This window comes from Streptomyces sp. NPDC088810 (genome assembly GCF_044750305.1).
Lineage (GTDB): Bacteria > Actinomycetota > Actinomycetes > Streptomycetales > Streptomycetaceae > Streptomyces.
The window spans coordinates 413779-426344 of the sequence record NZ_JBIVJQ010000004.1; the positions used below are offsets into that span (position 1 = coordinate 413779).

At 73.8% G+C, this 12566-nt stretch carries 10 protein-coding genes; 2 read left to right on the forward strand and 8 right to left on the reverse strand.

The window, feature by feature from the left end; genetic code table 11:
* Positions 1 to 183 precede the first annotated feature (183 nt).
* Both ACIP4Y_RS16440 and ACIP4Y_RS16445 read right to left on the reverse strand, forming a co-directional pair.
* Positions 184 to 996 carry a polysaccharide deacetylase family protein gene (locus ACIP4Y_RS16440; protein WP_401393380.1) on the reverse strand — a complete coding sequence of 271 codons (813 nt, stop codon included), beginning with the start codon at positions 994 to 996 and terminating at the stop codon, positions 184 to 186.
* Positions 993 to 1913, reverse strand: a complete 921-nt coding sequence (locus ACIP4Y_RS16445; protein WP_401393383.1) for a polysaccharide deacetylase family protein — start codon at positions 1911 to 1913, stop codon at positions 993 to 995. Before ACIP4Y_RS16445 ends, ACIP4Y_RS16440 begins: the two co-directional genes overlap by 4 nt.
* A 90-nt stretch (positions 1914 to 2003) precedes the next feature.
* Between ACIP4Y_RS16445 and ACIP4Y_RS16450 the strand changes: the two genes are divergently transcribed.
* Complete coding sequence (locus tag ACIP4Y_RS16450; protein ID WP_401393386.1) at positions 2004 to 3170, forward strand: methyltransferase domain-containing protein; 1167 nt, start codon at positions 2004 to 2006, stop codon at positions 3168 to 3170.
* Here ACIP4Y_RS16450 and ACIP4Y_RS16455 read toward each other — a convergent pair.
* From ACIP4Y_RS16455 to ACIP4Y_RS16480, 6 genes are all read right to left on the reverse strand, one after another.
* Positions 3118 to 4428, reverse strand: coding sequence for an RNA polymerase sigma factor (locus ACIP4Y_RS16455; protein WP_401393389.1), 1311 nt, complete (start codon positions 4426 to 4428; stop codon positions 3118 to 3120). The genes ACIP4Y_RS16450 and ACIP4Y_RS16455 overlap by 53 nt on opposite strands.
* Positions 4429 to 4471: 43 nt before the next feature.
* Positions 4472 to 4828: a YciI family protein gene (locus tag ACIP4Y_RS16460; RefSeq protein WP_401393392.1), complete on the reverse strand. Its 357-nt coding sequence runs from the start codon at positions 4826 to 4828 to the stop codon at positions 4472 to 4474.
* Between the two features lie 120 nt (positions 4829 to 4948).
* On the reverse strand, positions 4949 to 6304 hold the full coding sequence (locus ACIP4Y_RS16465) for an FG-GAP-like repeat-containing protein (RefSeq protein ID WP_401393395.1): 1356 nt from the start codon (positions 6302 to 6304) through the stop codon (positions 4949 to 4951).
* Between the two features lie 72 nt (positions 6305 to 6376).
* A complete protein-coding gene (locus ACIP4Y_RS16470) occupies positions 6377 to 7420 on the reverse strand; it encodes an LCP family protein (protein WP_401393398.1) in 1044 nt (347 codons plus the stop codon).
* An 85-nt stretch (positions 7421 to 7505) separates the two neighbouring features.
* On the reverse strand, positions 7506 to 8846 hold the full coding sequence (locus ACIP4Y_RS16475; protein ID WP_401393401.1) for an endo-1,4-beta-xylanase: 1341 nt from the start codon (positions 8844 to 8846) through the stop codon (positions 7506 to 7508).
* Between the two features lie 90 nt (positions 8847 to 8936).
* Entirely contained in the window at positions 8937 to 9968 is a 1032-nt protein-coding gene (locus ACIP4Y_RS16480) for a LacI family DNA-binding transcriptional regulator (protein WP_358645275.1), read from the reverse strand.
* A gap of 143 nt (positions 9969 to 10111) precedes the next feature.
* Here ACIP4Y_RS16480 and ACIP4Y_RS16485 point away from each other — a divergent pair, with 143 nt between their 5' ends.
* Positions 10112 to 12406, forward strand: coding sequence for a glycoside hydrolase family 3 N-terminal domain-containing protein (locus ACIP4Y_RS16485; RefSeq protein ID WP_401393406.1), 2295 nt, complete (start codon positions 10112 to 10114; stop codon positions 12404 to 12406).
* Positions 12407 to 12566: the final 160 nt, after the last annotated feature.

The following is a 12566-nucleotide window of genomic DNA, read 5'->3' on the forward strand; positions in this document are numbered from 1 at the left end:
TCCGTCGTCGCGGGTGCCGGACCTGCCCGTCGCGTTTATCTGGCACTCTCCAGGGGGGAGTGCCAGACCTGAGACTATGACCGGGATTAGCACTCGGTCAAGCGGAGTGCCAATTGCGGTGCGGCGCGTCGGCCGCGAACGGGCGCGCGAGTGCTCCGGGCGCCCCCCGTGCCGGACCGGCCTTCAGAGGTAGTCCTCCAGGCGCCCCACCGTGAGGCCCCTCTCCTGGGCCTCCCTCAGCACCCGGACCGTGCGTTCCCGCAGGGAGGGACCCGTGGACTCGTCCGGGCCGACCAGGACGATGTCGCCGGGGCGCAGGTGGTGGGGGCCGTGGGTGTAGGTGAGGCCGGCGGGTGTGAGGGCGGCGCGCCACAGGACGAGGGCGGAGATGCCGCAGCCGGCCGCCGCGCGCCGGGTGGTGCGGTCGTAGGAGCCGTAGGGCGGGCGGAAGAGGCGCGGGGTGACGCCGAGGCGGGTGCGGAGGCGGTTCTGCTGGCCGCAGATCTCGGCGCGCTGGCCGGCGTACGGCAGTCCGGCCGGCGCCCGGTGGTCGACGGTGTGGTTCTGGATGCCGGCGCCGAGCGCGTGCAGGCGGGCGAAGTGGCCGTAGCCGGGGGCGGCGACGCTGTCGGTGAGGAACAGGGTGACCGGGAGCCGCAGGTCGCGGACCATGTCGACGAAGCGGGGGTCGCGTTCGGCGCCGTCGTCGTAGGTGAGGAAGACGACCGGGTCGCGGGTGCGGACGTGGTCGACCACCGGGGACAGGGCGGCGGCCCCCGGGTGCTCGGCGAGCGGGCGGGCCGGGTGCACCGGGGCGCGGGCGAGCGGCCGGGTCAGGCCCCAGTACCGGTAGCCGGGACCGGGCGCGGTGGCGTGCGGGTGCACCCCTTCGGCGGCCTTCTTGCCCAGGCGTTCGATGGGGTCGACGGACTGGGCGCAGCCCGCGAGGAGCAGGGCCGGGGCGAGGACCGCGGCCGGGCCCCGCAGGCGCCTCACAGGTAGTCCTCCAGGCGGGCCACGGCGTAGCCCTCGCGCGTGACCTTGTTCAGGAAGCGGCGCATGTCGTCCACCATCGTGCCGTCCCAGTCGTCCCGGCCGCGGAAGTGGGTGAGGACGATGTCGCCGGGGTGCAGGCTGCGGTCCCAGTCGCGGTACTCCCAGTGGTCGACGAAGACCTCCTCGTCCCAGATGGGCGCGTACTTGATCCCGCAGGACTTGGCGGCGCGCAGGGTGTCGCCGTTGTAGTTGCCGTACGGCGGCCGGAACACGGTGGGCGCCTTGCCGAACTGCCTCTTCATGACGGCCTGCATGCCGCAGATCTCGTCCTTCTGCTCCTCGTAGGTCAGGCCGGGCAGGTAGGGGTGGGTGAGGGTGTGGTTGTTGAGGGTCACGCCCTGGGCCTGCATCCGGCGGAAGTAGCCGTAGTCGTCCTTGACGAGGTAGTTGCTGAGGAAGGCCGAGTACGGCACCTTCAGCTCGCTCATCATGCGCAGGAAGGCCGGGTCCTTCTCGGCGCCGTCGTCGATGGTGAGGAAGACGACCCGCTGCTTGGTGGGGATCGTGGTGAAGACCGGCGGGAGGTCGTCCTCCTCCTGGCCGTCCACCTCGAAGCCGTCCCGTGGGGTGATCTCCGGCTTCTTCGCCGGCGGTGCGGGGGGCGTGAGCGGGGCGTGGTCCAGGCCCCAGCGCCGGGCGGCGGCGGCCAGCCGGGCGTGTTCGGCGGCCGCCCGGGCCCGGGGGTCCACGGCGCGGGCGGGCCCGCCGTGGCCGGTGGCGGGTTCGGGGCCGCCGGCGCAGCCGGAGAGGAGGGCGGCGGCGGCCAGGGTGAGGGCCGCGGAGCCCACGGCCGTCTTCCGGGAGGTGCTCACGGCGAGCCGCGCCCGCTTTTTGTCATTTTGTACTACTGCTCGCATGGTGCCGGATCCTCCCAGGCCCCGGCCCGCGATCCCGGTCGACACCGCCGCGTCGGGCGCACCATCCACCGACTGGCCCACAATGACCCGGTGAACGACCTCGCTCTGCTCCTCAGCCCCGAAGGCCGCGCCCTCCTCGACGAGGTGCGGGACACCGAGCCCGCGCAGGAACTGGCCGTGGCCACCCGGCTGCGCCGCGACCACCCGGCCGAGCTGGTCTCGGCCGCGCTCGGCCAGGCCCGGCTGCGGCAGCGGGCGGTGGCGAAGTTCGGGGCCGAGGACGCCGGGCGGATGTTCTTCACGCCGAACGGGGTCGAGCAGTCGACTCGGGCGAGCGTGGCGGCGTACCGGGCCGGCCGGCTGCGGGAGCTGGGCGTGACCTCCGTCGCCGACCTGTGCTGCGGGATCGGCGGGGACGCGATCGCGCTAGCGCGGGCCGGGATCCGGGTGCTGGCCGTGGACCGGGACCCGGTCACGGCGGCGGTCGCCCGGGCGAACGCCGAGGCGCTGGGGCTGGCCGGGCTGATCGAGGTACGGGAAGCCGACGTCACGGAGGTGGACACCGCCGGGTACGACGCGGTGTTCGTGGACCCGGCGCGCCGGGGCGGGCGCGGCCGGGTGTTCGACCCGGAGGCGTACTCACCGCCGCTGTCCTGGGCGGTCGGGGCGGCGCTCGCGGCACCCCGGGCCGCGCTGAAGATCGCGCCGGGCATTCCGCACGAGGTGGTCCCGGCGGCGGCCGAGGCCGAGTGGATCTCCGACGGCGGGGACGTGAAGGAGGCGGTGCTGTGGTTCGGGACCGGCGCGCCGGGCGCCGTGCGGGCCACGCTGCTGCCCGGCCCGCGCAGCCTGCTCGGCCGCGGGCTGCCCGATCCCGCGGTGCGGCCGGTGGGGCGCTACCTGTACGAGCCGGACGGTGCCGTGATCCGCGCCCACCTGGTCGCCGAGGTGGCCGAGGAGGTCGGCGGCGGGCTGCTGGACCCGACCATCGCCTACGTCACGGCCGACGAGCCGCGGCCCACGCCGTACGCCACCGGCTACGAGATCACCGACCGGCTCCCGTTCAACGTCAAGAAGCTGAAGGCCCTGCTGCGGGAGCGCGAGGTCGGCACGCTGACCGTGAAGAAGCGCGGCTCGGCGGTGGAGCCGGAGGAGCTGCGCCGCAAGGTACGGCCGCAGGGGCCGAACGCGGCCACCGTGTTCCTCACCCGGGTCGCCGGGGCGCCGACGATGCTGATCGGCCGTCCGCTGCGCTGACGCGGGCGCACTCCCCCGCCCTGCGCAGCAGCAGCTGCCGTTCCCGCTCGTTGTGGGTCAGGCCGGCCGCGCGGAGGAACTCCTCACGGGCCTCGGCGGTGCGGCCGAGGCGGGACAGCAGGTCGCCGCGGACGCTGGGCAGCAGGTGGTAGCCGCGCAACGCGGGGGCGGCGGCCAGGGCGTCCACCAGTTCCAGGCCCGCCGCGGGGCCGTCGGCCATCGACACGGCGACCGCGCGGTTCAGCTCGACCACCGGGGACGGCGCGCGGACGGCCAGCAGCCGGTACAGGGTGGCGATGGCGCGCCAGTCGGTCTCCTCGTACGTGTACGCGTGCGCGTGGCAGGCGGCGATGGCGGCCTGGAGGGTGTACGGCCCCGGCGGGCCGCTCGCGGTGGCCTCGGCGCGGTCGAGGGCACGGACCCCGCGCGCGATGAGCATGCGGTTCCAGCGGCGGCGGTTCTGGTCCTTCAGCAGCACCGGCGTGCCGTCGGGGCCGGTGCGGGCGGCGGCGCGGGAGGCCTGGAACTCCAGCAGCGCGGTCAGGCCGTGCACCTCGGGCTCCTCGGGCATCAGCGCCGACAGCACCCGGGCCAGCCGCAGCGCGTCCTCGCACAGGCCGGGGCGCAGCCAGTCGTCGCCGGCGGTGGCCGCGTACCCCTCGTTGAAGATCAGGTAGATGACGTCCAGGACGGAGCCGAGGCGGGCCTCGCGCTCCGGCCCGTACGGCACCTCGAAGGCGACGTTCTTGGCGGCCAGGGTGCGCTTGGCGCGGACGATCCTCTGGGCGACCGTCGGCTCCGGCACCAGGTAGGCACGGGCGATCTCGGCCGTGGTCAGGCCGCCGAGCAGGCGCAGGGTGAGTGCGGTGCGGGCCTGCGGCGACAGCACCGGGTGGCAGGCGGTGAAGACCAGCCGGAGCAGGTCGTCGTCGATGTCGTCCGGGTCGGCGGGTTCGTCGTACGACGGCGGGGCCGTCTCCAGGTCCCGGCCGATCTCGGCGAGTTTGCGGGCGTAGGTCTCGCGGCGCCGGATCAGGTCGACGGCCCGGTGCCGGGCCGTGGCCATCAGCCAGGCGCCGGGGTTGTCCGGCACCCCCTCCCGGGGCCACCGCTCCAGGGCGGCGACCAGGGCGTCCTGCGCCAGCTCCTCGGCGATGCCGACGTCCCGGACGATCCGGGCGACGCCGGCGATCACGCGGGGCGACTCCAGGCGGAAGACGGTCTCGATCGCGCGTGCCGCGGTGGGCTGTGATTCCACAGCCCACCATGCAACACCCTGGGCGACGGTCGGCCAAACGGGCTCAGCCCTCGGCGAGCTCCCGCAGCTCGCAGGCGAGCTGCCACTCCGGGCCGTGGATCTTCAGGAAGCGCTGGGTCCACTCCAGCGCCTCGGCCCGGTCCTTGCACTGCATGAGCGCGTAGCCGCCGACGACCTCCTTGGACTCGGTGAACGGCCCGTCGGTGACGGAGACCTGCGCGCCGTCCCAGTCCAGCCGGACGGCCTCGGCGGACGGGGTGAGCCCGGCGGTGTCGAGCAGCACACCGGCCTTGGTCATCTCCTCGATCAGCTCGCCCATCCGCTGCATCAGCTCCTCGCCGGGGCCCCCGGCGGGGCCGGCGGACTCGTCGATGCGCACGAGCGACAGGTAGCGGGGCATGGTGACTCCTTCGGTCGGGGCGGCGGGTCCGTTCCCCGCCGCTCACCCCTTGCGTCGAACGGGTAGGACCCGGATCGACACGCTCAGGGAAAAATCTCCGGGATTTTTTCCGACCCGCCGTCACCTCAGGCCGAAGCCGAACGACGCCTTCTTGTACGGCGCCCCGAGCGCCTTCCCGCCGAAGACCGCGGCCGCGTCCGTGACCAGGCCGGACGGGCGTCCGCGCAGCACCCACACCGCCCCGTTGCTGCCGTCTTCGCCGGGGGCGGCGGCGACCAGGTCGGCGTGGCCGTTGTGGTTGACGTCGAGCAACCGGACCACGTACCCGAAGGCGTCGGACGGCTCGGCGGTGCCGGGCACGCCCTTGGTGTCCTGGCCGAACGCCTGGGCGCCGGCGCCGGTGAGCCCGGAGCGGCTGCCGCGCAGCACGTCGACCACGCCCTCGTCGTTCTCGCCGGGCGCGCCGACCGCCAGGTCGTCGATGCCGTCGCCGGTGATGTCGCCGACGGCGACCGTCTGGCCGAACATGTCGGTCGTCTCCCGGCTGCCGGGGACGCCGGGCGTGTCCTGTGTGATGCGCTTCCAGGTGTCCTGGCCGCGCAGGCCGGCGGCGCCGCCGTACATCACCCAGACCGAGTTGTCGTTCTGGAACCCGGTGACGACGTCGTCGTAGCCGTCGCCGTCGAGGTCGCCGATGGCCGCCGCGCCGTCGCCGCTGCGGTAGGGGTAGGTGACGCGGGAAAGGCCGCCGGGGCCGCTCAGGTACAGCTCACTGCAGTTGTTGCCGTCGCCGCAGTAGCCGGTCAGCACCAGGTCGGCGCGGCCGTCGCCGTTGATGTCGCCGGTGTCGCCGTCGTGGACGTCGACGTACTGGAGGTGGTCGGGGTCGAGCGGGGTGCGGCCGACCGGGGTGCCGTTGCGCTTGAGCGGGCCCTTCCAGATCGCGGCGGTGCTGCCGGCCGGGTCGTCGCCCATGCCGTGGCCGCCGTGGATCACGGCGAGGTCGAGCCGTCCGTCGCCGTCGAAGTCCCCGGTCTGGTGGTTGTTGCCGCCGATCTCCGTGCCCCCGGACAGTCCGCGCGGCCCGCCCCAGACGACGACCCCGCCGGCCACGAGGTCGGCGTACCCGTCACCGTCCAGGTCGCCCTTGGCGATCTGCAGCCCGAAGTGCATTCCCTGGACGGGGTCGCCGGGGATGCCGGGGGTGGCCCGGCTGATGACCGTGCGGTGGCCGGCGGACAGGCCGTGCGGGCCGCCGTAGAGCACGGCGACGTAACCGGCCCGGGCCTGGCCGCCGACGGTGGCGTTCGGCGCGCCGACGGCCAGGTCGGCGTAGCCGTCGCCGTTGAAGTCGTCACGGACCTGGGTGGCGCTCCTGGCCGGGGCGGCGGACACGGCCGGGCCGGCGAGGCCGAGGGCGGTCAGGCCCAGGGTCAGCGGCAGTGCCCAACGGGCGTGCGAACGCGAGCGGAACAACGGAAAACCCCCTGGTGTACAGCTGTTCGGTCATCGCAGCAGACCCGTGGGTCATCCGGAAGGTTGTACGACTCAGCGCAGGGACGCCCAGAGCCGGCCCGCCTGCGGCTCGTCGGCGACGACCCGGTTGGGGTCGGAGGGTGCCGTGACGACCGGCATGGTCACCGTCCGCACCCGGTCGGCGGTCAGGCCCCGCAGGCTCCGGCCGAGGCTCGTCAGCTCGTTCAGGGAGTCCAGGCCGGTGTCGGTGGTGAGGCCGGCGGTGACGGCGTCGGCGACCTGGTACAGCTTGGCCGGGTCGGTGAGCAGGCCGGCGCCGGAGAGCCGCTCCAGCAGGTCCTTGACCAGCATCTGCTGCAGCCCTATGCGGCCCAGGTCGCTGCCGTCGCCTATGCCGTGCCGGGTGCGGGCGAGGGCCAGGGCCTGCTTGCCGTCGAGGTGGTGGGTGCCGGCCTCGAGGTGCAGGTGGCTCTGGTCGTCGTCGATGTCCTCGGTGGTGGTGACGTCGACCCCGCCGAGCGCGTCGACCAGCTTCGCGAAGCCGGAGAAGTCGATCTCCAGGTAGTGGTCCATGCGGACGCCGGTGAGCGACTCGGCCGTCTTCACCGCGCACACCGGACCGCCCACCGCGTAGGCGCTGTTGAACATGGCGCCGGACGCCGGTGCCGTGCTGCCGCCGGAGGGCAGCGGGCAGGACGGGCGGGTGACGAGGGTGTCGCGGGGGATGCTGACGACGGTGGCGTGCGTGCGGCCCGTGTCGAGGTGTACGACCATCGCGGTGTCGGACCGGGCGCCGTCGCTGTCCCCGCCGCCCAGCTCCTGGTTGGCCTTGCCGCTGCGCGAGTCCGAGCCGAGGACCAGGATGTTCAGGGAGCCGGCGGGCAGCGGGGAGGCGCTGGTGGAGGGGGTGGCCACGGCCCTGGCCGGACGGTCGTCGCCGAGTGCGCTGTTGATGTCGACGCTTCGGATGTTGCGGTTGAGATGCCAGTAGGCCCAGCCGGCCGCCGCAGCGCCCAGCACCAGGGTGCCCGCCAGGGTGAGGCCGGCGACCCGCAGGGCTGTCGGTCGCCGGCCCACTCGTCTGCCCGTGTCGTCCTGCTCCTCGTGTCGCGTCACGGCAGGAACGTAAGTCCGAATTATGAGGGGAGCGTTAGCGGAAGCCGTCCGAGTCGTTTTTCTTCGGAACTTCTCATCTCACGGCTCATCCCAGCGTGACGGCGGGTACCGGATTGCTGCCGCTCCAGGACCCGTTGAAGCCGAACGTCACCGAACCGCCGTCCGGCACCGAGCCGTTGTACGAGGCGTTGGTGCAGGAGACGGCGGCGCCGGACTGGGTGCAGGTGGCGTTCCAGGCCTGGGTGATCTGCTGGCCCGCGCCGTAGCTCCAGTCCGCCCTCCACGAGGAGAGCGAGGCACCGGAGCAGGAGATCTTCACCTGTCCGGTGAAGCCGGTGTTCCACTGGCTGGTGACGGTGTAGGCGGCGGTGCAGCCGCCGCTGCCCGGCGGCGGGGTGGTGGGGGACCCGCCCAGTGCCTCGGCGATGCCGTGGTACGCCGGTTTCGGCTGGTAGTTCTCGTCGTACGGTGTCGCGGCCCCGTAGCCCGGGAAGGTGCCCGGCACCCAGGAGTCGGAGTCGGTGAAGCCCCACACGGTGATGTTGACGCATCGGGTCACGGCCGCGCAGGCGGCCACCACGGACTTGAAGTCGGCCGCCTGCTGGGCGAGTTCGGCGCTGTCGGCCGGCAGCTGCATCCGGACGTCCAGCTCGGTGATCGCCACGTCCACGCCGAGGTCGGCGAAGCGCTGGATGTTCTGCTGGAGCGTCGAGGGCACCTGGCCGAGGATGAGATGGGCCTGGAGGCCGACGCCGTCGATCGGGACGCCCTGCTGCTTCAGGGACCTGACGAGGTTGTACAGGGCGGTGGACTTCGCGTTGACACCCTCCACGTTGTAGTCGTTGATGTACAGCTTGGCGTCCGGGTCGGCCGCGTGCGCCCAGGTCAGCGCGTTGGCGATGTAACCGGAGCCGAGGCCGTCGTACCAGAGGGTGGAGCGGTAGGTGCCGTCCTCGTTGAAGGGTTCGTTGACGACGTCCCAGGCGGCGATCTTCCCCTTGTAGCGGCCGACCTCGGTGTCGATGTGGTTCTGCAGCAGGCCGCTCAGCTGGGCGGGGGTCCGGCTGCCGTTCGTCAGCCAGCTCGGGTTCTGGCTGTGCCAGACCAGGGTGTGGCCGCGTACCTGCTGGTGGTGGGCCTGGGCGAAGGCCACGATCTGGTCGGCCTCGGTCCAGTTGAAGCTGCCCTGGGCCGGCTCGACGCTCTCCCACTTCATGGCGTTGCCGGGGGTGACGGCGCTGAACTGGGTGCCGGTGATGTCGCCGTAGCTGCCGGTGAGCCTGGAGCCGGTGACGGCGGTGCCGACGACCTTGCCCTTCGCCGCCCCGAGGTCGCGCAGCGGGGTGTCGGCGGCGTGGGCCGTACCGGCGGAGAGGGCGACGGCGGCGACGAGCGCGGCCACCACGGCGCCTGAGGAGGATCTCATGACAGGGGCCTCCGAAAGTTTCGGTTGGGAAACCGATTGACTTCGGAGCAGTGTGGGGTGACCCCCCGCCCCCGTCAATACACGAACCGCTCAAGCCGCCGCAGGCGCGTCCGTGCTGGACCGCACCACCAGACTCGTCGCCAGCTCCACCCGGGTCGCCGCCCGCTCCTCCTGCGCCCGCCCCAGCTCCAGCACCAGCCGGGCCGCGGCCTCGGCCATCTCGGTGAGCGGCTGCCGCACGGTCGTCAGCGGCGGGCCCACCCAGCGGGCCACCGGCAGGTCGTCGAAGCCGACCACGCTCAGGTCCTCCGGGATGCGCAGGCCCAGTTCGCGGGCGGCCTCGTACAGGCCGAGCGCCTGCAGGTCGTTGCCCGCGAAGACGGCGGTGGGCCGGTCCGGGCGGCGCAGCAGCTCCAGCCCCAGGCGGTAGCCGGCGTCGTGGTGGAAGTCGCCGGCCACGACGAGCGAGGGGTCGACCGGCAGTCCGGCCGTCTCCAGGGCGGCCCGGTAGCCGTCGACGCGGGCCCGGCTGCACATCATCCGGGACGGGCCGCTGATGGCGCCGATCCGGGTGTGTCCGAGTTCCACCAGGTGGCGGGTGGCGGCGAGCCCGCCCTGCCAGTTGGTGGCGCCGATGGACGGCACGTCCGGGCCCGGGTCGCCGGCCGGGTCCATCACCACGAACGGGATGGACCGGCTGGTCAGCAGCGCCCGCTGGGACTCGTCCAGCCCGGACAGCACCAGCACGACGCCGTGCGGGCGGCGGGCGGCGACCTGGTCGGCCCAGGTCCGGCCGGGGGTGAGCCGGCCGGCCGACTCCGACAGGACCACGCTCAGCCCGGCGTCCCGGGCGACGTTCTCCACGCCCCGGATGACCTCCAGCGCCCAGGCGCTCTCCAGCTCGTGGAAGACCAGGTCGATCAGGGGCGAGCGGGAGGCCTCGGCGCGCCGGCGCCGGTAGCCGTAGGCGCGCAGCAGCTCCTCGACGCGGGTGCGGGTCGCGGGAGCGACGTCGGCGCGGCCGTTGAGGACCTTCGAAACAGTCGGAGCGGAGACCCCGGCCTCCCGGGCGATCTCGGCGAGGGTCGCCGTCTGCGGTTCTGCGGGCTTCGAAGGCTTCATGCCCGCGATCGTATCCCCGCCGCACCTCTTGACGAAGGGCTTGGCTCGCCATAGGTTCCCGGAACATTCGATGTATTACTCGAAACATTCGTACCGCAACACGCGTAACCGAGCTTGCGAAGCAGAGTCGAGACGGGAGTTCCATGACCACCGCTCCTTGGCGCGACCCCGCCCTGCCCGTCGACACCCGGGTGGCCGACCTGCTGTCCCGGATGACCCTGGAGGAGAAGGCCGCCCAGCTGTACGGCGTGTGGGTGGGCGCCGCCACGGACGGCGACGGAGTCGCCCCGCTGCAGCGCGAGATGACCGCCGAGTACGACTGGGACGAGCTGATCACCCGCGGCCTCGGCCAGCTCACCCGCTCCTTCGGCACCGCCCCCGTCGACCCGGACGTGGGAGCGCGGGCGCTGGCCCGGGCGCAGCGCCGGATCGCCGCCGCGAACCGTTTCGGCATCCCGGCGGTCGCGCACGAGGAGTGCCTGGCCGGTTTCACCGCCTGGCGGGCCACCGCCTACCCGGTCCCGCTCGCCTGGGGCGCCTCCTTCGACCCGGAGCTGGTCGAGCAGGTGGGCCGGCGCATCGGCCGGGACCTGCGCGCGGCCGGGGTGCACCAGGGCCTGGCCCCCGTCCTGGACGTGGTCCGCGACCCGCGCTGGGGACGGGTCGAGGAGACGATCGGCGAGGACCCGTACCTGGTCGGCACCATCGGCACGGCCTACGTGCGGGGCCTGGAGTCGGCCGGTGTGGTCGCCACGCTCAAGCACTTCGCCGGGTACGCGTCCTCGGCGGGCGCCCGGAACCTGGCCCCGGTGCGGGCGGGGGTACGGGAGTTCGCGGACGTCACCCTGCCGCCGTTCGAGATGGCGCTGCGCGAGGGCGGCGCCCGCTCGGTGATGGCGGCCTACACGGAGACCGACGGCGTGCCGGCCTCCGCCGACCCGGGGCTGCTGACCGGGCTGCTGCGCGAGGAGTGGGGGTTCACCGGCACGGTGGTCGCCGACTACTTCGGCATCGCCTTCCTGCAGAGCCTGCACCGGGTCGCGGCGGACGAGGCGGAGGCGGCCCACCGGGCGCTGGCCGCCGGCATCGACGTGGAGCTGCCGACCGTCAAGTGCTACGGCAAGCCCCTGGTGGCGGCCGTACGGGAGGGCCGCGTCCCTCAGGCGCTGGTGGACCGCGCCGCCCGCCGCGTCCTGCTCCAGAAGTGCGAGCTGGGCCTGCTGGACGAGGACTGGCGGCCGGAGCCGGAGGGCCCGCTCGACCTTGACTCGGCGGCGAACCGGGCCCTGGCCGGGCGCCTGGCACAGGAGTCGGTGGTGCTGCTGGACAACCCCGACGGGCTGCTCCCGCTGGCCCCGGACACCCGGATCGCGGTCGTCGGCCCGCGCGCGGCCGACGCCCTCGCCATGCTCGGCTGCTACTCCTTCCCCTCCCATGTCCTCACCCACCACCCGGACACACCGCTCGGCATCGAGATCCCCACCGTGCTGGACGCCCTGCGCTCCGAACTCCCGGACGCCAAGGTCACGTTCGCGGAGGGCTGCGGGGTCGCGGACCCGGACACCGCCGGCTTCGCGGAGGCGGTGGCCCGGGCGGCCGAGGCGGACGTGTGCGTGGCGGTGCTCGGCGACCGCGCGGGCCTGTTCGGGCGCGGCACCTCGGGCGAGGGCTGCGACGCGACGGACCTGCGGCTGCCGGGCGTCCAGGCCGAGTTGCTGGACGCGCTGGTGGCCACGGGCGTCCCGGTGGTCCTGGTCCTGCTCACCGGCCGCCCCTACGCCCTGGGCCGCTGGCACGGCCGGCTGGGTGCGGTGGTGCAGGCCTTCTTCCCCGGCGAGGAGGGCGGCCCGGCGGTCGCCGGGGTGCTGTCCGGCCGGGTGAACCCCTCCGGCCGGCTCCCGGTGAGCGTCCCGCGGCTGCCCGGCGGCCAGCCCTGGACCTACCTCCAGCCGCCGCTGGGCCTGGCCGGCGAGGTCAGCAGCCTGGACCCGACCCCGCTGTACCCGTTCGGGCACGGCCGCTCGTACACCGAGTTCGCCTGGGAGGACTTCGCGGGCTCCGCGGCCGACATCGGCACGGACGGCTCGTACGACCTCTCCCTCACCGTCCGCAACACCGGCGACCGGGCGGGTACCGAGGTCGTCCAGCTCTATCTGCACGACCCGGTGGCCTCGGTGACCCGCCCGGACGTGCGCCTGATCGGCTACCAGCGCCTGGACCTGGCCCCCGGCGCCGCCCGCCGCCTCACCTTCCGCTTCCACGCCGACCTGTCGTCCTTCACGGACCGCACGGGAGCCCGGGTGGTGGAGCCCGGCGAGCTGGAACTGCGCCTCGGCGCGTCGAGCACGGAGGTACGGCACCGGGCGCGGCTGCGGCTGACCGGGCCGACGCGGGTGGTCGGGGCCGAACGGCGGCTGCGCTGCGAGGTGGTGGCGTAGAACGCCGACACCCCGCCGCCGGGAACCCGGGGGCGGGGTGTCGAGTGGAGCGCCGGGCAGGCCTTGCACCTGCATCTCCCCGCAGGAAGCGGGGCGTCTTTCCTTGGACCACCAACGCACTGCGTCCGGGTCGGTTCCCGTTTACCGGGTTCCGGCCGTT